This window comes from Actinoplanes sp. L3-i22 (assembly GCF_019704555.1).
Taxonomy (GTDB): Bacteria; Actinomycetota; Actinomycetes; order Mycobacteriales; family Micromonosporaceae; genus Actinoplanes.
Genome location: NZ_AP024745.1, coordinates 5,341,405 through 5,360,765, shown reverse-complemented (window position 1 = coordinate 5,360,765; position 19,361 = coordinate 5,341,405). Strand labels below are relative to the sequence as shown.

The window sequence follows — 19,361 nt, the reverse complement described above, 5'->3', positions numbered from 1 at the left end:
AACCTTAAACCGCACGCACCGAACGGAAGACATTCGATGACCAAGCCACGTATCAACCCCCGCCCCACCGAGGACTGGACCGACGAGGTCGACGAGGCGTTCGCGGTCCTCGGTCCGACGAGCGGCCAGCCTCGGCCGAAGGCCAACATCCTCGGCATCTATGCGTGGCATCCCGCCTTCGTACGCGGCTGGATGCCCTTTTCTCAGCACCTGCGCCACTCGACTCTCCCGGATCGGGTGCGCGAGATGGTGATTCTGCGGACCACCTGGCTCGGCTTCGGCGAATACGAGTGGGCCCAGCACGTCTGGATGAGCAAGGCCGCCGGCTTCCTGACCGAGGCGGAGATCGCCGCGCTCGCCGAGGGCCCGGACGCCGCCGAATGGTCGCCGGCCGACGCCGCGGTGGTGCGGGCCGTCGACGAGATGTGCACGGTCAAGAACGTCTCCGACACCACCTGGGGCGAGTTGACGGCACAGTTCTCCCAGCAGCAGCTGATCGACCTCACGTTCACCGTCGGCACCTACGACATGCACTGCACCGCCTTCACCGTGCTCGGGCTGCAGCTCGACGAGGGCCTGACCGGGTTCCCCGACGACCACCGGCGCGACGCTTGAACCCGCCGCCCGGGATCCTGCGCTGGGCGGTGAAGACGTCCTTCGTCCGCTACGTCCGGGTGATCGCCGCCGGCACCGTCGAGGTGACCGGTGGCGCCGTGCTCGGCGCGGATGACGTCATCGAGTTCCCGCTGGTCGCCGCGGTGCGGGTGCCGGAGGGCCGGGAGCTGAGCTTCGGCGGCGGGGTGCGGTTCCGCGCGCATCACGGCGCGCTCGACGTCAACCTGACCGGGCTGCGGCTGGTGCTGCGCCCGGACGGCGGGCATCTCGGCATCGACGGGCTGGTCCTGGCCACGCTGCCGCCGGGGCGGGAACTGCTTCCGACGCTGACCGAGGCCGGCGTCGCGGTGTTCGGCAACGTCTACCCGGCCGGCACCGGCCTTGCGCCGCTCGACACCGCCGTACCGATAGATTTCTGAACCATGTCCCAGACTCCGCCCGACCGGGCAGCACGCCGCGGCACCTCGCGATCCGGCGGGGAGCGCAAGAACTCCCGGGGCGAAGTGACCCGCCAGCTCCTGCTCACCGCCGCGGAACGCCTGTTCGCCCTGCACGGCATCGCGGCGGTCCCGCTGCGCGACATCGGCGCGGCCGCCGGGCAGCGCAACCACGCCGTCGTGCAGTACCACTTCGGCGAGCGGGACGAGGTGGTCAAGGCCATCATGGAGTTCCGCGGCGCGCAGAGCGAGGCCAGCCGGGTGGACCTGGTCGCCGGGCTGATGCTCGGCACGACCCCGCCCACGGTCGCCGACGTGGTCGCCGCGTTCGTCCGGCCGCTGGCCATCCACATCCAGCCGGACAACTACTACCTGACGTTCCTCTCGCTCTACATCACCGAGGAGGGCGGCTACGAGGGGCTCGGCGGGAACGTCCACACCGGCGCGTCGGTCGTCACCCTGCAGACCGTCCTGCGCCGGCTCGTCCCGGACATCCCGGACGCGGTGCTGGAGGAACGCTGGTGGGTGACGCTGACCAGCGCCGTTCACGCGCTGGCCCGCTACCACGCGGCCCAGCGCAAACGGTCCAGCCTGCCCGCGCCGATCGGTGTGCTGATCGACGATCTGGTGGCGATGCTCAGCGCCGGCCTCACCGCGCCCCCGGCCGCCGGCGATCCCCGGGCCGTCCGGCAGTAGGTCAGGAGCCGCGACTACCGCCGGCGGAGTAGGCGTTCTGCCTGCGTCTGGACGAGGCGGGTGCCCTCGGCGGCCCGGCACCATGGGATCCGGACGGCCGGCAGGGCTCCTCAAGCGGGGCGGATGGCGGCCGAAAAGGGGACGACCGGTGCCCGGACACGAGGAGAGACCGCCGATGATCGAGGTCAGGGAAGTCACCAAGCGCTACGGCGACAAGACGGTGGTCGACCGGCTGTCGTTCACCGCCCGGCCGGGTCAGGTGACCGGGTTCCTCGGGCCGAACGGCGCCGGCAAGTCGACGACCATGCGGATGATCGTCGGGCTGGACACGCCGACCTCGGGCGAGGTCCTGGTCAACGGCCGGCGCTACCCCGAGCACGCCTCCCCGCTGCAGGAGATCGGCGTGCTGCTCGACGCCAAGGCCGTGCACCCGGGCCGGACCGCCGCGAACCACCTGCTCGCCCTGGCCCGCACGCACGGGATCCCGCGGCGCCGGGTGCACGAGGTGATCGAGCTGGCCGGCCTGACCAAGGTGGCCAACAAGCGGGTCGGCAACTTCTCCCTGGGCATGGGGCAGCGTCTCGGGATCGCCGCCGCGCTGCTCGGCGACCCCGCCGTGGTGATGCTCGACGAACCGGTCAACGGCCTCGACCCCGAGGGCGTGCTGTGGGTCCGCAATCTGCTGGCCGGGCTGGCCGGCGAAGGCCGTACCGTCGTCTTGTCTTCTCATCTGATGAGTGAGGTCGCCCTGATCGCCGACCACCTGGTGGTGATCGGCCGCGGCAAACTGCTCGCCGACACCAGCGTCGCGGACCTGGTCGCGCAGGCCGCCGGCGGCGGTGTCAAGGTCGGCACGACCGCCACCGGACTGCTGGGCACGCTGCTCGCCGGCCCCGGCGTGACGGCCAGCCCGCTCGGTGAGGAAGAACTGCTCGTCGCGGGCCTGGACCCGCGCCGGATCGGCGTGATCGCGGCCGAGCACGGCATCCCGCTGTTCGAACTGACCCCGCGCACGGTCTCCCTCGAAGAGGCGTTCATGGACCTGACCCGGGAATCCGTCGAATACGTCAGCCACCTGGAGCTCGCGCGATGACCACCGCAACCCTGCCCCGCCCGGCCTACCGGCTCACGCCCCAAGGCGTGCTCGCCGGCGAGTGGACCAAATTCTGGTCACTGCGCTCCACCTGGATCACCACCGGCGTCTCGGCGGTGCTGCTGGTCGCCCTGGGCCTGATCGCGTCGCTGGTCGGCCGGTCCGGAACCGGCTCGGATCCGGTCAGCCTGGCGCTGTCCGGCAGCACCTTCGCCGCGCTCGCGGTCGGGGTGCTCGGGGTGCTGCTCGCCGCCGGTGAATACACCACCGGCATGGTCCGGGCCACGTTCACCGCGGTTCCGGCCCGCACGCCGGTGCTGTGGGCCAAAGCGCTGATCGCCGGTGGCACCGCGTTCACCGTCATGACCGTCGGGGCGATCGTCGCGTTCACCGTCGGCAGCACGCTGCTGGACGGCGCCTCGCTCGGGCTCGGCGACGCCGGAGTGCTGCGCGCCCTGGTCGGGGCCGGCCTCTACCTGGGGCTGGTCGCGGTGCTCGGAGTCGCGCTCGGGATGCTGCTGCGCTCCAGCGCGGGCAGCATCGCGGTGCTGGCCGGCGCCCTGCTGATCCTGCCCGGGGTGCTGATGCTGCTGCCCGGGTCGCTCGCCGAGGCGGTCTCCCCCTACCTGCCCAGCAACGCCGGCAGCGCGATCATGGCCCTGCACACCTCCGACGGCTCGCTCGGGCCGTGGACCGGGCTGCTGGTCTTCGCCGCGTACGTCGCGGCCACCCTGGCCGGCGCCGCCTACCGGCTGAAGAAGACCGACGCCTGAGCCGCAGCGGTCCTCGGGGTTCGAACGGCCACGGCGACGCGATCGGGGACGATGATCGGCGTCTCGATCTCCAGGCCGGGCCCGTGCGGTTGCCGGGTGCCGGCCCGCGGATCGATCAGGGCCGCCACCAGCCCGGCGGGCGGTTCGGTCCCGGCCGCCCGGGGCCGGCCTTCCCGATCAAAGACCACGACCTTGGCGTACGGCATGAGCAACGTCCTGCCATGCGCGTCGACGGGCCGCCGCGAACGCCTCGCCGAGCCGGGCCGCGACCTCGGTGCTCTCGACGCCGGCCGGCAGCTGACCGTTTCCGGTCAGGTGGGCGAGCGCCTCGGCCCGGCGAGCCGGCGGAATCCGTCACCTGACGGAGATCGCGCTCCGCGATCGGCGCAGTCAGCAGCCGCTGACCGTGTCGCCGCCGTCGACAGTGCAGACGTCGGCGCCCGATCCGCCGCCGGCCAGGTCGCCGCCCGCGCCGTCGCGCACGTCGAGGTGGTCGTTGCCGGAGCCGCCGAGCGCGGTGTCGGCGCCGCCGTGGTCGACCACGACGTCGTCGCCGCCCTGCCCGTCCAGGTGGTCGTTGCCCGGGCCGCCGGCGATCAGGTCGTCGCCGCTACCGCCGGTGATCGTGTCGCGGCCACCGCCGCCGCTGATCGTGTCGTCGCCGCCACCGCCGCTGATCGTGTCGTTGCCGCCGAGACCGCTGATCGTGTCGTTGCCGCCCAGGCCGCAGATGACGTCGGCGCCGGCGGTGCCGGTCAGGGTGTCGTTGCCGCCGGTGCCGGTGATGGTGCAGTTGTCGGTGGCGAGGTCGCGTACGAACATGTCTCTGGCATTGTTGGTGTCCCCCGCCACCAGGTTGCTCGCCGACGAGCTGAACGCCACGTGATGGCCGTCGCCGCTGATGAAGCCGGGGTCCGAGTCACCGTTGCCCTCCGCGCCGGCGCCGGTGACGCTCACCCGTTCGGTGGTGCCGGCCTGCCGGTCGCGCAGGAAGATGTCGACGACGCCGTTGGTGTCGGCGGCGACGAGGTTGGTCGCCGCCGTCGGGAAGACGACGTAGCGGCCGTCGTCGCTGATCGACGGGCCGCCCGAGTCGGCGTCGGCCTGGGCGCCGCCGGTGGCGACGCTGACCCGGACGGTCGTGGCGCTCTGCCGGTCGCGGACGAACACGTCACCGGCGCCGTTGGTGTCCGCGGCGACCAGGTCGGGCGCCTCGGACTCGAAGGCGACGTAGCGGCCGTCGGTGCTCATCGAGGTGCGGCTGGCCGACTGGTTCGAACCCTGGCCGCCGCCGGTGGCGACGCTGACCCGCTCGGTGGTCGAGCCTTGCAGGTCGCGGACGAAGATGTCGGACTGGTCATTGGTGTCGCCCGCCACCAGGTTGTCCGCGCCCGAGGTGAACGAGACGGAACCGCCGTCACCGCTGATCGCCGGAAGTCCCGAGGAGTCGTCGCTCTGCGCTCCGGTGGCGGAGACGCTGACCCGGGTGGTGGTGGCGGACTGCCGATCCCGTACGAAAACGTCGGTGGTGTTGTTGGTGTCCCCCGCGACCAGATTGTCGGCCGCCGAGATGAACGCCACGCGGGTGCCGTCGTCGGAGACCGTGGGCAGCAGCGACGCGCCGTTGCCCGGCGCCTCGCCGTCGGTGAGGCTGACCCGTTCGGTGGTGCCGGACCAGCGGTCGCGCAGGAACACGTCGCCGGTGCCGTTGGTGTCACCGGGCACGAGGTTGTCGGCCGACGAGGTGAAGACCACGAACCGTCCGTTGCCGCTGATCGCCGCGATGCCGGACATGCTGTCGCCCTGGACGCCGGCGGACGAGACGCTGACCCGCTCGGTGCTGCCGGCCTGGCGGTCGCGCACGAAGACGTCCAACTCGTCGTTGGTGTCCCCGGCGACCAGATCGGTGGCGAACGAGTCGAACACGACGTAGCGGCCGTCGTCGCTGGAACCCTGGGTGGGCAGGTCGAGGCCACTGTCGGCGTCGCCCTGGACGCCAGCGGTGCTGACGCTGATCCGCTCGGTGCCGGCAGCCGCGGCCGCCGGTGCGACGTCCAGGGCGACCGCGCCCAACGTGGCCAGTGAGGTGGCGGCGACGACCGAGCCGAGCCGCACTCGCGAGGTTCTCATCACCACGACCGTCTCATGGCTCGGCTCCGGCCGTAGGACGTTCGCTCTTTTCTTTCAAACCGGTCATCGGGTGACCTATTTCGGTCGGCAGAATGGCGGCATGATCGATTTTCCTGAGCCGACCATGGTTTCCGTCAACGGCGTGCAGCTCGAAGTCTTCGAAGCCGGGCGGCAAAATGCCGGAAACCCCATCGTGCTCTGTCACGGCTGGCCGGAGCACGCATTTTCCTGGCGCCATCAGATGCCGGCCCTGGCCGCGGCGGGCTATCACGTCATCGTCCCGAACCAGCGGGGCTACGGCAATTCTTCCCGGCCGGCCGAAGTGACGGATTATGACATCGCACATTTGTCGGGTGATCTCGTCGCGCTGCTCGATCACTACGGATACCAGAATGCCACCTTCGTCGGTCACGACTGGGGTGCGATGGTCGTGTGGGGGCTGACCCTGCTGCATCCGGACCGCGTGCACGCGGTGATCAACCTGAGCCTGCCGTACCAGGAGCGGGGCGAACAGCCCTGGATCGAGTTCATGGAAGCGGTGCTCGGCGGCGACTTCTACTTCGTCCACTTCAACCGGCAGCCGGGCGTCGCGGACGCGGTCCTGGACGAGAACACGTTCCGGTTCCTGCGCAACATGTACCGGAAGAACGTGCCACTCGCAGCACCGGAACCGGGAATGATGATGATCAATCTCGCCAATGCGGAGGCCCCGCGGGGCGAGCCCTTGATGAGCGACGACGAACTGGCCGTTTTCGTCGCCGCCTTCGAAGAATCAGGGTTCGCGGGCAGTATCAATTGGTACCGGAATCTGGACCGCAACTGGCGGCTGCTGGCGGACGTGGACCCGATCATCCACCAGCCCACCCTCATGATCTACGGCGAGCGGGATACGATCCAGCCGTCCGAGAAGCTGACGGAATTCGTGCCCGGCGCGGAAGTGCTGACGCTGGATTGCGGGCATTGGATCCAGCAGGAAAAGCCGGCGGAAACGAATCGGGCGATGCTGACCTGGCTGGGCCGGCGGGACGGTCAGGGCGTCCGGGCCGGCCGGACGCGGAACGTGCTGTCGGTGCGGAAGCCGCTGCTGCCGTCGTCGTAGGCCAGGCGTAGCTCGGTCCCGGTCCACCGCAGGTACTGGTGGTCGAAGTTGACCGCCTCCAGGCGTACCGAATCGGTCACCGCGCCCCGCCGCGGGCAGAACGTCGCGTCCTGCCGGAACTGCTCGTTGTCCTGCTTGGCGTGGGTGAACGCGAGCAGCGTGTAGTGCCGCAGGTAGCGGCCGTCGAGCGTGTGGAACGAGAAGCAGTCCGGGTCGGCCAGCCCGGCGACCGCGACGAACGTGGCCGCCCGGCGCTGGGCTGACCCGCTGCCCACCGTCACCACCGTGGCCACGTCGTCGGCGCGGGCGCTCAGGTAGCCGCCGCGGGCCGACTCCAGCGAGAGCCGGCCCGCCACGATCGTCCCGGCGCGGCGGGCCGGCGATGGCGAGGCGGACGGCGACGCGCTGGGGCCGGGCGCGGCCGTGGCCGCCGCCACCGGTGGCGGCTCGGCGGCCGTCGCCAGCGGCTCGGGATCGCGCTGGTAGACCACGACGACAGCGGCGGTGACAGCAGCAGCGGTTGCCGCCACGGCCGCGATGATCTTGGTCATCGTCGCGGTACGCCCGCTCTTCAGCAGGCCGGGCGGGACGATCAGTGCCGTCGCGCCGGCCAGCAGACGCTCGGCCGGGATCCGATCGGCGTCGGCGGCCGGGCAGATCGGGCAGTCCCGGGTGTGCCGGACCAGCCGCTTGCGCCAGACCGGCGCGGGCACCCCGTCCCACCCGGAGATCAGCCCCGCCAGCTCCGGGCAGACCGGGTCGGCGGCGAGCGCGGCCACGACCGTACGGGAAGAATCGAATTGTTCCCGGACGCGCTGGACCCGGACCCCGGCATGGGCGGCGGACAGCCCCAGCGCGGCGGCGACCTCGGCCCGGGTGAGCAGCCCGGCGGTCTCCTGCCACCACAGCGCCAGCACCGTCCGGTCGTCGTCGTCGAGCCAGCGGCTCGCCTCGGCCGCCTCCTGCCGCTGGCCGGAGACCCGCATCCGCAGCAGCGTCACGTTCTCGATCTCGGCCTGCGGATCCGGTGCCGCCGCGGCCTCCTCCAGCGGCTCGCCGCGCTGCCGGGCGGCCTGCCGCCGCATCCGGTGCGTGCCCACCTGGCGCACGGTGATCGCGATCAGCCAGGACCGGAAGCTCTCCGGCGCGCGCAGGCCGGGCAGGTCGCGGACGGCTCGCAGCATCGTCTCCTGGACCACGTCGTCGGTGTCCGGGTGCCCGTCCAGGGCGCGGCCGACCACGTTGTAGACCAGCGGCAGGTGCTCGGCCAGCAGCGTGTCGAGCGCGTCCCGGTCGCCGGCGCGGGCCGCGGCGACCCGGGCCACCCCGGCGGCGTCCATCGTTCTCATCGCCCTGGCACCTTACGCAACCACCGGTGCCGCGCCCGTGTGGCAGCGCTCACAGCGATTTTCGCTATGCCGGCCCCGGCTCCCGAACCTCAGGAACAGATTTTCGTTATGCCGGGCCCGGCCCCCGAGCCTCCTGCACGGAACCACCCACCGAACCTCGGGAGCACACACATGCAGTGGAGAGATCTCGGACGGCTGCTGGCCTGCGTGCTGATGACCGGCGCGGTAGTCGCCGGCACCGGATCACCGGCGTCGGCGGCCGGGGCCTGCGCCGCCCCGGAGCGGGTCCCGGTGCCGTCCGCCGCCCGGGTGGTCGGCTCCGGCACGGCGGCCGGCTGCACCGAGGCCGCCCTGCGCCGGGCCGTGCTGGCCGGCGGGCACGTCACGTTCGCCTGCGGCGGCCCGGCCACCATCGCGGTGACCAGCGAGCTCAAGGTCACCAGGACCACGGTCATCGACGGCGCGGGCCGGATCACCCTCGACGGCCGGCACGCGGGCCGGATCCTGCACGCGATGCTCGGCGCCACCCTGTCGGTACGGAACCTGCGCCTGGTCAACGGCGGCACCGCCGGGATGACCCGCGGCGGGGCGATCATCAGCGACTTCCGGAACCGGATCGAGACGATCGGCAGCACGTTCCAGGGCAACACCGCGACCGAGGCCGGCGGGGCGATCTCGATGGGCTCGGGCAGCCGGCTCACCGTGGTCGGCAGCACGTTCCGCGGCAACACGGCGGACAGCTCGACCGAGGGCGGCGGGGCGATCTACAGCCCGTTGACCCGGCTGACCGTGGTGAACTCGACGTTCATCGGGAACCGCACGACGGCGTACGGCAACGGCGGCGCGATCCTCACCGACGGCGCCGCAGCGCCCGACGAGCCGGGCACGATCCGGTTCTGCGGCGCGGTGTTCCGTGGCAACTCCGCGCACGGCAGCGGCGGCGCGGCGTTCGTCTGGTCGTACGCCCCACAGCAGGTGATCGTCGACCGGACCACGTTCGACGGCAACACCACGGTGCGGAACGCCGTCGGCGACGGCAGCTTCGGCGGCGCCGCGCGGCTCGCCGTCGGCCTCACCGACAAGCACCGGACCGGCACGCTGATCGTGCAGAACTCCAGCGTGCTGTCGAACACCACGCCCGGCGGCGGGGGCGGCTTCTACCTGGACTGCCCGCCGATCTGCCGGCTGAGCAACACCACGTTCTACGGCAACCGGGCCGGCGACCTCGGCGGCGCGCTCTTCGGTGACGGGCACAGCAGCCGCAACGTCACCTACGCGGACAACCACGCCGGCCAGCACGGCGGGGCGGTCTTCGGCAAGAACGCCACCTACGACAGCAGCGTGTTCGCGGGCAACACGGCCGGCAACCCGTGGGGCATGAACCAGACCTGCTCCGCGCCCGGTCGGGGCGCGCACGTCCTGCAGTGGGGCGCCGGGAAGGCCGACAGCTCACAGAAGTGCGTCCCGGCCGTGCTCGCGAAGAACCCGAGGCTGGGCAGGCCGGCCGCCAACGGCGGCCCGACGCTGACCATGCTCCCGGCGGCCGGCAGCGGCGTGCTCGGCGCCGGCCGGAGTTGCCCGTCGACCGACCAGCGGGGCACCGCCCGGCCGAAAACGACGTGCGACCTCGGCGCGGTCCAGCGCACCCCGGTCCCGCCGGCTTCCTCGGCGCCGGCCGCGGTGACCTCGGCCGTCGCGTCGGCGGCCGGCACCACCAAGGCGACCCAGCTCGCCGCCGGTGCGAGCGTGGCCGCGCCGCCGGAACGCTCGCGCGGCCCACTGCTCGCCACCCTCGGCGGCACCGCCCTCGGCGTGACAGCCCTGCTCGCCCTGCTGGTCTCCCGGCGCCGGCGACAGCATTGAGGCGATGGTGGCGGACGTTGCGGATCCGCCACCATCCCCGTCGTCTACTTACCGGTGTTGCAGCGCATCCAGGAGAAGTGGTAGATCGTCTCGATGCTGCCGTCGGTCGAGTCCATGGTCAGGTAGCTGACGTCGGTCGAGGTCCCCTTGGCGACCCGGAGTTCGGTGTTGATGTTCAAATTGCGCTGCTCGCCGCAGGGCCGGAAGACCTGGGACGCGATCGGGACCTCGTCCGTGGCGATCCAGTTGTCGTCCAGCGGCGCCGCGATCGGGTGGTTGGCGTAGCTGCCGGTCGTCATGCCCTGGAAGTAGTAGTTCGCCCGCTGCTGGGCGACCGCGCCGCTGCGCAGGTACCCGTACCCCCGGTAGTCGACCTTCGCGATCGCGAAGGTGAACCCGGACGGGGCGTGCACGAGCACGTTGAGCTGGCAGTTCTTGCGGTTCTCGGTCACCGGGACGTTCGGTCCGGCCTGCGCCAGGTAGGCGCTGTAGATCGCCGTGAACGCCGAGTTGTCCGGCGAGACCGCGACGTCCGCGGTGCCCGGCGCGCAGCCCGAGCCGGCCATCGCGACCAGCTCGATGGACATCTCGCCGGTCGGCGGCGGGTCGGTGAGAATGATTCTCGCGGACGCCGGTGCGGCGATGAGCAGCGATGACGCCAGAAGCGCCAGCGCCACGCAGCCATGAGTTAACAACCTTTTCATTTTCATCCCTTCGGGAACGGGGGCGGACCGGCTCAAGCTATTGACGAAACTCAATGCGAGTCAACAGCGGCAGTTCACCGCGAGGGAATTCTTGATGCCTTTCGAAAAAGAGGCCTGCAAGGCAGAAAACCCCATAAAAGCCGCTTAACGTACGGCGTTTTGCCCCTTTTACTGGCCTAAATTGCACCCTGTGAGCAGGCTGTGCAGGCATTTCAGATCGAGGACGGTCGATGCTTGTGCGGCCCGGATGGTCGCCACTACGGTAGGCGCGGATGCGCTGTAGACAGTTCTGGAATGCATCAAGAATCAATACCGCGGCGCGCTCGACAACCGCGCCCGGTGCATGTCCTCTGCCCCGGAAGGAAGTCCATGAAAAACAGGAATCGCGTGCTGGCCGCCGTGCTGACAACGGCCCTCGCCCTCCCCCTCGGCACGCCCGCGCACGCCGCCGCCCCCGCGACCGGCGCCACCGCGGCCGCGGCCGCGGCCGCCATCACCGTCGAGGTGATCGCCGCCAACGGCTCCGGATGCGCCCCGGGCACCGCCTCGGTCGTGAGCAACGCCGACAACACCGGGTTCCGGGTCAGGTACCGGGACTTCGTGGCCGCGGCCGGCGGCGGCGCCAGCATCGTCGACCGCCGCAAGAACTGCCAGCTCAGCGTCCTGGTGACGATCCCGGACGGCTGGACCATCGCGATCGCCTCGGCCAACTACCGCGGCCGGGCGAACCTGCAGTCCGGCGCCACCGCCCTGCAGCGCACCAGCTACTACTGGCAGGGGTCGTCGGCCACCGAGCGCAAGGACGCGACGTTCGCCGGCCCGTGGTCCGGCCTCTGGACCACCTGGGACGTCGCCCCGGTGCTGGCCTACGCCGAGTGCGGCTCGCAGAGCGTCCTCAACCTCAACACCGAACTGCGCGTCGACGCCGGAACCTCCACCGGCACCAGCACCATGTCGATGAACACCACCGACGGCGACGTCGACACCCTGTTCAACTTCAGCCTCGCCACCTGCTGACCCCCGCCGCCGGCTGCGCCGAACCGCCTCGGCGCAGCCGGGTCACGGCACGTCCCGCACCGGGACGCCGCCGCGCCGCACGCCGGCCACCGCCAGGTGCGGGGTGGCGACGGTGCCCGGCGTGGTGGCGATGACCGCGACGGCCAGGGTGTTGGCGCCGGCCTGGCGCAGCAGACCGGCCGGCAGGACGAAGTCGGTCTGCGGGCCGAGGTCCGCCCCGTACTGCCCGAGCTGCCACCCGTTCAGGTAGACGATCTCGCGGTACCCGGCCGGCGGCGTCCCGTCGAAGCGCAGCACCACCGAGGTGTCCTGCCCGGCCGGCAGGTCCAGCCGGAAACCGGTGCGCAGCCAGGTGACCCCGGCCGGGACCGTCATCGTGGCGGAAGGCCAGTCCCGGTCCGGGTGACCGGGCAGGGTCCAGCCGGCCCGCTCGCCGTAGAGGCCGCCGGTGTTGAGGCCGCCCCGCACCGGGTCGACCTTCGCGGTGCCCTGGATCCGCCAGGTGATCGGCGCCGCCGAACCGTCGAGCCGGGCGCCGACCAGGCCGCGCGGCTGCCGGAACCGGGTGTCCTCGGCGGTCCAGTCGTCGTTGTGGCCCATGTTCTGCACCAGCACCGACAGCACGGCCGGGGCGCCCGGGTCGAGCAGGCCCGCCGGGACCGGGAACGTGCCCGGCCCGGGCCGCGGGTTGCCCGGCGCGTCCGAGTCGGCCTCGACGCCACCGGCCGCCGACCCCAGGTACCGCCCGTTGAGCCAGACCAGGTAGTTGCCGCGCTTGCCGGTGATCGCGTTCAGGTCCACCGCGGTCTCGGCCCCGGTGGCGGTGAACCGGCCCCGGTACCAGACGTCGCCGGTGTGGAAGCCGTACTCGTCGCTGAACAGCACCGGAAGCGTGACCGGGACGAACGGGCTGAGGCTGGTGGTCTTGCCGGCGATCGTCCAGCCGGAGTCGTCGAAGCCGGGCGCGGCCTCGGGGGTCTCGGCGTGCTGTCGCCAGCCGGTCAGCGCCGGCAGGGTCACCCGCTCCGGTCCGGGCAGGTGCCCCAGCAGGGAGCCGCTGGTCGTGCGCCGGGTGGCGACCCCGTCGCCGTCGACGGTCACCGCGGACGCGGCCGTGAAGACCTCGACCGGCCCGGCCGCGGCGGTGTCGGCGCGCAGCGCGACCGCGCCCGCGACCGCGGTGGCCGACCGCAGCAGGTCCGTACCGCGCACCAGCACCGGACCGGCGGCGGTGTCGGCCCGCCAGAACGACGCGGCGGCCGCGTCCGTGCCGAGCAGGAGCAGCAGCGGGCGGCGCCCGGCACCCTGGATCAGCACCCGGGCCAGGCCGGTGTGCCGGTAGTCGAGCCGCAGGTCACCGGCGGCCGGGTCGAAGGCCGAGGTGACCCGGCCGGCGAGCACGGTCACCCGCGGGGCGGCGGCGTAGCGCAGGATCGTGGTGCCCGGGGTGCCGTCGTTGCCGTAGAGCACCGCGACGTCCCGCCCGCCGATCGTCTCGTGCGTCAGGATCTCCGAGGTGGACGCCACCAGCCGCTGGCCGCCGAGGGCGTACCCGCCGACCAGGACCTTGGCGTCATGCCCGGTGAGCGTCACCGGCAGCAGGTAGTGCCCGTCGGGCATGCCCCAGTCGAGCGTGCTCGTCACGTCCGCGGTGCCCGGGTTGCGGACCAGCACGAACTGGGCGCCGTCGGCCGGGTTGGCCCGCGCGGCGGTCTCCAGCCCGGCCGCCGACGGCGCGGTCGCCGGGTCGGTCCGGGTCAGCGAGCCGGCCACCGCGTGCAGGAAGTAGCCCTGCCGCTTGTACTCGTCGTACTTCGCGGTGAGCTGCCGCGCCTCGGTGATCGCCGCGCCGTAGTCGTAGGAGGTGTAGACGTCGTTGGGTTGCGGCAGCCAGCCCCAGTTCGTGCCGCCGAACCCCATGTAGTAGTTGAACGCCGTCGCCCCGCTGAGGATCAGGTTGCCCTTCTGGAAGAACCGGGTGTAGGCCACACCGGTCAGCTCCCGGCACGCGTCGTACCCGGCGTTGTTCACGTCGATCGCGCCCGCCTGGTACTCGGCGGCGAAGACCGGCGCGTCGTCGCGGACCCGTTCGGTGAGCCCGGCGCCCCACGGCCCCCAGACCGTCGCGGCGTTCCCGCAGTCGAACGACTGCGGATAGTCGTCCACCCCGGGGATCTGCACCGCCCCCGGCCCGGACCCCCACGTCGAACTCCACGACCCGGCGTCGCAGCACAGGTTGGTGGTGATCGGCACGTCGATCCCGGCCGCCCGGGCCACGTCCTGCAGATCCTGCATGTACGCGGCGTCGGTGTTCACCGCGTACTCGTTCTCGACGTTGTAGAGCAGCACCGACCCGCCGCGGGTCACCTGGTGCCGGGCGATGATCGGGTTGAGATGACCGAGCCAGTCCCGGTAGGCCGCGGTGTACCCGGGAGCGCTGCTGCGCGCCCGGCCCGGAACCAGCTTGAGCCAGGCCGGGAAGCCGCCGCCGCTGGTCTCGGCGTTGATGTACGGCCCGGGCCGCGCGATCACGTAGAGCCCGGCCTGCTCCGCGGTGCGCAGCAGCCGATCCACGTCCCGGACGCCGGTGAAGTCGTAGACCCCCGGCGCCGGCGAGTGGAACGCCCAGTCGAAGTAGACCGAGATCGCGTTGAACCCGGCCGCCTTCTCCTTCTCCAGGATGTCGCGCCACAGGTCCGGGCTGGGCAGCCGGAAATAGTGGAACTCGGCGGCCTGCACCAGCACCCGCCGGCCGTCCACGGTCACCGAGTGCGCGTCGTAGCCGACGCGGTGCCGGGGCGCCGCCACCGATGGCGCGCCGGCCAGGCCGCCCCCGGCGAGCACGAGGGCCAGGACAAGCAGGATCCGGCTGAGCCTCATGCCCGCCAGCATATCGACGCTCATGCATGTTGTCCCGGCCCTCGGCCGCGCCGCCGGGCGGTGGATCAGTCGTTGAGCAGGTCGCGGACCATCGGGATCACCTTCGAGCCGTACAGCTCGACCGCGCGCATCCGGGCGCTCACCGGCTGCGCCCCGGCCGTGTAGATCAGGTCGAAGCGCCCGACCCCCAGCCCCCGGACCGACTTGGCGATCTTGCGGGCCACGGTCTCCGGCGAACCGACGTACAGCGAACCGTCCTCGACCTCGGCCTCGAAGTTCGCCCGGCTCAGCGGCGGCCAGCCGCGCAGCGCGCCGATCCGGTCCATCTGCACCTTGTAGTGCGGGAACCACAGCTCCTTGGCCTGCTCGTCGGTGTCGGCGACGAACCCCGGCGAGTGCATGCCGACCGGGTGCGCGACCGTGCCGAGCTGCTCGGCGGCCCGCCGGTACAGGTCGACGTACGGCGCGAACCGCTCCGCCTGTCCGCCGATGATGGCGAGCATCAGCGGCAGCCCGTAGCGCGCGGTGCGCACCACCGACTGCGGCGAGCCGCCCACGCCGACCCAGGTGTCGAGCCGCCCGGACTCGGTCTTCGGGAACACGTCGGCGTCGGCCAGCGGGGCGCGGGTGGTGCCCGTCCAGGTGACCGGCTTCTCCTCGAGCAGCGCGGCGAACAGCTCGACCTTCTCCTCGAACAGCGTGTCGTAGTCGGCCATGTCGTACCCGAACAGCGGGAACGACTCGGTGAACGAGCCCCGCCCGAGGATGACCTGCGCCCGGCCGTTCGAGATCGCGTCCACGGTCGCGAAGCGCTGGAACACCCGCACCGGGTCGTCGGAGCTGAGCACGGTCACGCCCGAGGCCAGCCGGATCCGCGAGGTGCGGGCGGCGATGCCGGCCAGCACGGTCTCCGGGGTGGAGATCGAGTACTCCGGACGGTGGTGCTCGCCGAGCGCGATCACGTCGACGCCGAGCTCGTCGGCGAGCACCGCCTCGTCGACCACCTGCCGGATCGCGGCGGCCTGCGTGATCGGCTGTCCGGCGTCGTCGCGCGGAACGTCGCCGAAGGTGTCCAGGCCCAGTACGAGCTCAGTCATCGTGTTGTCTCCCTAGTAGTTGACACGTCAAACACCGGGAGGTGTCTGCTTATGCCCGCGGGCGCTACCGCGATCATGGGGCCATGGACTCGCCGTGGCTGACCGACGCCGAACGCGCGGCCTGGGTGCGCCTGGTCGCCGTCGTGGAACTGCTCCCCGGGGTGCTCGACACCCAGCTGCGCCGGGACGCCGACGTGAGCTCGTTCGACTACTTCGTGCTCGCGATGCTCTCCGAGGCCCCGGACCGCACCCTGCGGATGACCGCATTGGCCCGCCAGACCAACGCCACGCTCCCCCGGCTCTCGCACGTCGTGCAGCGCCTGGAGAGCCGCCGGCTGATCGAGCGTTTCCCCTGCCCGCAGGACCGCCGGGCGACCAACGCACGGCTCACCGAGTCCGGCTGGACCAAGGTCGTCGAGACCGCCCCGGGGCACGCCGCCAACGTCCGCGCCAACGTCGTCGACGCGCTCAGCCCGGAACAGATCACCCAGCTCACCGCGATCGCCGACGCCATCCTGGGCCGCCTCGACCCGGACGCCCGGATGAGCGGCACCTACAACCGCTACGACCGCTAACCCAAGATCAAAATCCGCTTACGGTACGTCGTCAGCGCGCGGCTTCACGTCGTACCCCTCAATGGTTTTGATCCTCGGCCTGCGCCGCCAGGCGCTCGCCCAGCCAGCCGGCGACCGCCTGCAGCGCGGGCCCCGCGATGCCGTGCCCGACCGGGTCGCGGCGCGCGGTGGCCAGCGCGCCGGACTCGCCGAGCAGGTAGTCCCAGGTGCGATCGAGCAGCTCACGCGGGATGACGGTGTCGTGCTCACCCTGCGCGACGACGACCGGCACCCCGGCGAGCCGGCCCGCGGTGGTCGGCACGCCGGCGTCGAACGGCAGGGTGCCGTAGAGGATCGCGGCGCCTGAGTACCGGGCCGGATCGTCGAGCAGCAGCCCGCCGGCGAACGCCGCTCCCCCGCTGAAACCGATCAGCACGACCGGCCGGCCCGCGGGCGCGACGCCGTCGAGCCAGCCCCGGAACCAGTCCATACCGGCGCGCAGCGACGCGGCGACCGGCCGGCCGATACCCCGGTTGGCGAACCAGGCGTAGCCGCCGCCCTCGGCGATCGGGGCGCGCACGGCCGCGTACGCCGCCCCGGCCGGGAGGTGCTCGGCCAGCCCGAGGATCTCCCGCTCGTGCGAGCCCCGGCCGTGCAGCAGCACCACCAGCGGCGCCGCCGGATCCACCGACCCGGCGGTGGCCACGACGGGCGCGGCGTGATGGAGCGGAACGGATCCGATGCCCATGACCGACACCTTCCTTGAAACGTCAACTATTGCCTGCTCACGCACAGTAGGCAGAAAAGGTTGTAGCGTCAACCTTTCCACGCGTGGCGAGGGCCACCCGTCCCGCCGATCAACGACCCCCGGCGAGGTGGCGTTGCAGCAGTTCATGCCTCAGCTGGAAGAAGCCGCCGGACTGCCGGAGGACGCCGCGGTCGTGGGCGTCGGCCAGGAACGCGGGAAGCCGCCAGGGAAGGCGACCACGCAGGGGAAGCCAGACCCGCGCGAGGATGAGCCACTGGACCCACGCAGTGCCGAGAGCCGCGACGAGCGCGGAGAGCACTCCTGTCAGGTAGAGGCCCTGCCAATCCCAACCGATCAGACCGAAGATCAACAGGTCGAAGGTGGCCGCCACGACGAGTGACCGCCGGACGGCATTGACCCGGTCGGCTCGCAGTGATTCCAGCGGGTGTGCAACCGACGCCATGTCGATCCGAGCTTCGGTGGCGTCGGCGATATCGCCGACGCCACCGATCCAACCACCGACGAGAGCGCCGGCCGCGATCATGCCGAGAACCGCCTCGAACACTGCCGGCCCGAACCGGATACCGAGGGCCGCGCCGCCCAGAGCGGCGATCGTCGCTCCGATGAGGGCGGACCTTGGGGCGCTCATCACCATTCCGAGCAGCAAGCCGCCGGCGGCCCATGCGCCGATGCCGCCGAAGACGATGCCACACACGGTGCAGGTGGCGGTGCAGGCGACGATGTTCTCGACCGTGTCCCGCATCTTGCTGTCGTAGCGAAGGCGGCCCCGTACGGGAGCGGGCCCGTTCCGCGGCAGGCCGAACGCGGGGCCGACAACGATGCTGAGGATCCCGGCGAGAAGGAAGTCCCACCCCGCGTCGGCTGCCACGGCGAACAGGAGGGAGCCGAGGACCATCGTGAACGCGAGGGCGAAGGCACCGACCCGGACCGCCCGGGGGACGCTGTCACGCAGTCGCCACCAGGCCAGATTTCGGCTCCCGGAGCGTTCCAGCAGCGTGGCCATGGTGGTCAGCCAGCGCCCTTCGGGGCCGTCGGCGCCGTATACGGCGGGAATGTAGGCGCTGAGCAGATGCTGTTCGATCGCCTGCGCCGTCGGATAACGGGCCGCGTCAAGCAACTCGTGGGGATCTCTCGTCCCCGAGTAGATGGTTCGTGCGAGATAGACCATCAGCGGCGTGGTGAGCGCGTATCCGACATTGCTCTCGCCCCGCCTGGCGGGATCGGCGCTGATGCGGTCGAACACCGAAGTCCACGCCGATGCCGTCTGCCGCGTGGTTCGGGGCAGGTATTGCGCGACGGTGGCCAGCGGCAGGTCGTCGAGGTGGACCACCGCCGCCGAGCCGAGTGGACGGGTCCGGCGGAGAGCCTCGGCGAACTGTTCCGGCCGACTGGTGAGCACCAGAGGTCCGGGCACGAGGTCGAAGGTCCGCATGGCCGCCTCGTGCAGGCCGGGGTTGATCTCGTCGAACCCGTCGAGGATCGGCAGGATCCGGTCTCGATCCAGCAGCGGGACCGGGTCGGCCAGCTGCGGGAACCCGGCAGCCAGGCGCTCGGCCAGCCACGTTCGCAACGGCGTGGACGGATCCCAGGTCCGCAGGTGGAAGATGACCGGAACCGGCCCGCCCGTCGTCCGGGCATCGAGCAGCATGAGCAGCAGGTGCACCGACAACACGGTCTTCCCCGCGCCGGCCCGGCCCAGGATCACCAGACGCGCGGACGGGATCCGCCGGTACACCTCGAGGATCGAGTCGAGGCCGCCGTCGAGACACAGCGGTGCGGCGCTGCTGCCGAGCGGTTGGATCCGGACGTTCTCCCAGTGATCGACCAGACGCCGGTCGGTCACCGTGTGCCAGCTCACCGGCAGGGCGACCGGGGCCCGCACCTTGCGCCGCGTCTCCTCCTCCTTCCACTGCATCCGCAGCAGGAGAGCCATCTCGTCGGTGATCCGCTCCACCTCGGCGTCGCCCGGCGGCGCAGCGCGACAGGCCCGGGCGTTCAGCCGTTCGACAGCCAGGGCGGCGACCAGGAGCGCCAGCGTCGCGCCCCACACGGTCCACTTGATCCACACCGCGTTGATGTCAACGGTGCCGGTGGCCAGGTTTCCGACCAGCGCGAAGGCGGACGCCACCGCGAGCGCGAGCAGCGGCCCCGGGCGCAGCCTCATGCGCTCCAATATGTCGGGCGGCCGGCCTCGCGGTCAACCGCCGATCGCGAGGCCGAGCAGGGCAACGATCTTCGTCTATGTGTGACAGATTGGCGGCTGGTTCTGCTTCCCAGCGGAAGGC

17 protein-coding genes are annotated in these 19,361 nt (G+C 71.7%); 9 read left to right on the top strand and 8 right to left on the bottom strand.

All coding sequences use genetic code 11. From position 1 onward, the window contains the following. Positions 1 to 36 precede the first annotated feature (36 nt). From L3i22_RS23800 to L3i22_RS23780, 5 genes are all read left to right on the top strand, one after another. Positions 37 to 615, top strand: a complete 579-nt coding sequence (locus L3i22_RS23800) for a carboxymuconolactone decarboxylase family protein (protein ID WP_221329158.1) — start codon at positions 37 to 39, stop codon at positions 613 to 615. Next, positions 612 to 1,034, top strand: a complete 423-nt coding sequence (locus L3i22_RS23795) for an HtaA domain-containing protein (RefSeq protein WP_255658536.1) — start codon at positions 612 to 614, stop codon at positions 1,032 to 1,034. The genes L3i22_RS23800 and L3i22_RS23795 overlap by 4 nt, the downstream gene beginning before the upstream one ends. Positions 1,035 to 1,037: 3 nt before the next feature. Further along, positions 1,038 to 1,748, top strand: a complete 711-nt coding sequence (locus L3i22_RS23790) for a TetR/AcrR family transcriptional regulator (RefSeq protein WP_221329156.1) — start codon at positions 1,038 to 1,040, stop codon at positions 1,746 to 1,748. A 175-nt stretch (positions 1,749 to 1,923) separates the two neighbouring features. Next, a complete protein-coding gene (locus L3i22_RS23785; protein WP_221329155.1) occupies positions 1,924 to 2,841 on the top strand; it encodes an ABC transporter ATP-binding protein in 918 nt (305 codons plus the stop codon). Next, on the top strand, positions 2,838 to 3,614 hold the full coding sequence (locus tag L3i22_RS23780; protein WP_221329154.1) for an ABC transporter permease: 777 nt from the start codon (positions 2,838 to 2,840) through the stop codon (positions 3,612 to 3,614). Before L3i22_RS23785 ends, L3i22_RS23780 begins: the two co-directional genes overlap by 4 nt. Here the strand turns inward: L3i22_RS23780 and L3i22_RS23775 are convergent. Both L3i22_RS23775 and L3i22_RS23770 read right to left on the bottom strand, forming a co-directional pair. Beyond that, positions 3,587 to 3,820 (bottom strand): hypothetical protein, encoded by a 234-nt coding sequence (locus L3i22_RS23775; RefSeq protein ID WP_221329153.1) that lies wholly within the window; start codon positions 3,818 to 3,820, stop codon positions 3,587 to 3,589. The two genes, L3i22_RS23780 and L3i22_RS23775, sit on opposite strands and share 28 nt — an antisense overlap. 184 nt (positions 3,821 to 4,004) lie before the next feature. After that, a complete protein-coding gene (locus L3i22_RS23770) occupies positions 4,005 to 5,744 on the bottom strand; it encodes a hypothetical protein (protein WP_221329152.1) in 1,740 nt (579 codons plus the stop codon). Positions 5,745 to 5,844: 100 nt separating this feature from the next. Here L3i22_RS23770 and L3i22_RS23765 point away from each other — a divergent pair, with 100 nt between their 5' ends. Next, positions 5,845 to 6,843, top strand: coding sequence for an alpha/beta fold hydrolase (locus L3i22_RS23765; RefSeq protein WP_255658535.1), 999 nt, complete (start codon positions 5,845 to 5,847; stop codon positions 6,841 to 6,843). On the opposite strand, the gene L3i22_RS23760 is transcribed toward L3i22_RS23765, so the two are convergent. Then, complete coding sequence (locus tag L3i22_RS23760; RefSeq protein ID WP_255658534.1) at positions 6,774 to 8,192, bottom strand: sigma-70 family RNA polymerase sigma factor; 1,419 nt, start codon at positions 8,190 to 8,192, stop codon at positions 6,774 to 6,776. The two genes, L3i22_RS23765 and L3i22_RS23760, sit on opposite strands and share 70 nt — an antisense overlap. 171 nt (positions 8,193 to 8,363) lie before the next feature. On the opposite strand from L3i22_RS23760, the gene L3i22_RS23755 reads away from it, so the two are divergent. After that, positions 8,364 to 10,055 carry a choice-of-anchor Q domain-containing protein gene (locus L3i22_RS23755; protein WP_221329150.1) on the top strand — a complete coding sequence of 564 codons (1,692 nt, stop codon included), beginning with the start codon at positions 8,364 to 8,366 and terminating at the stop codon, positions 10,053 to 10,055. Positions 10,056 to 10,099: 44 nt separating this feature from the next. Here the strand turns inward: L3i22_RS23755 and L3i22_RS23750 are convergent, their stop codons facing one another. Beyond that, positions 10,100 to 10,759: a DUF4360 domain-containing protein gene (locus L3i22_RS23750; protein WP_221329149.1), complete on the bottom strand. Its 660-nt coding sequence runs from the start codon at positions 10,757 to 10,759 to the stop codon at positions 10,100 to 10,102. Between the two features lie 369 nt (positions 10,760 to 11,128). Between L3i22_RS23750 and L3i22_RS23745 the strand changes: the two genes are divergently transcribed. After that, entirely contained in the window at positions 11,129 to 11,776 is a 648-nt protein-coding gene (locus tag L3i22_RS23745) for a DUF4360 domain-containing protein (RefSeq protein WP_255658533.1), read from the top strand. Between the two features lie 42 nt (positions 11,777 to 11,818). On the opposite strand, the gene L3i22_RS23740 is transcribed toward L3i22_RS23745, so the two are convergent. Both L3i22_RS23740 and L3i22_RS23735 read right to left on the bottom strand, forming a co-directional pair. After that, positions 11,819 to 14,656: a beta-galactosidase gene (locus L3i22_RS23740; RefSeq protein ID WP_221329148.1), complete on the bottom strand. Its 2,838-nt coding sequence runs from the start codon at positions 14,654 to 14,656 to the stop codon at positions 11,819 to 11,821. 65 nt (positions 14,657 to 14,721) lie between these two features. Beyond that, positions 14,722 to 15,753, bottom strand: a complete 1,032-nt coding sequence (locus tag L3i22_RS23735; RefSeq protein ID WP_221329147.1) for an LLM class flavin-dependent oxidoreductase — start codon at positions 15,751 to 15,753, stop codon at positions 14,722 to 14,724. Positions 15,754 to 15,836: 83 nt separating this feature from the next. Between L3i22_RS23735 and L3i22_RS23730 the strand changes: the two genes are divergently transcribed. Beyond that, positions 15,837 to 16,328: a MarR family winged helix-turn-helix transcriptional regulator gene (locus L3i22_RS23730; protein ID WP_221329146.1), complete on the top strand. Its 492-nt coding sequence runs from the start codon at positions 15,837 to 15,839 to the stop codon at positions 16,326 to 16,328. 58 nt (positions 16,329 to 16,386) lie between these two features. Here L3i22_RS23730 and L3i22_RS23725 read toward each other — a convergent pair whose 3' ends face one another. Both L3i22_RS23725 and L3i22_RS23720 read right to left on the bottom strand, forming a co-directional pair. Continuing rightward, complete coding sequence (locus tag L3i22_RS23725; protein ID WP_221329145.1) at positions 16,387 to 17,055, bottom strand: alpha/beta hydrolase; 669 nt, start codon at positions 17,053 to 17,055, stop codon at positions 16,387 to 16,389. Positions 17,056 to 17,164: 109 nt separating this feature from the next. Beyond that, a complete protein-coding gene (locus L3i22_RS23720) occupies positions 17,165 to 19,204 on the bottom strand; it encodes an NACHT domain-containing protein (RefSeq protein WP_221329144.1) in 2,040 nt (679 codons plus the stop codon). Positions 19,205 to 19,361 lie beyond the last annotated feature (157 nt).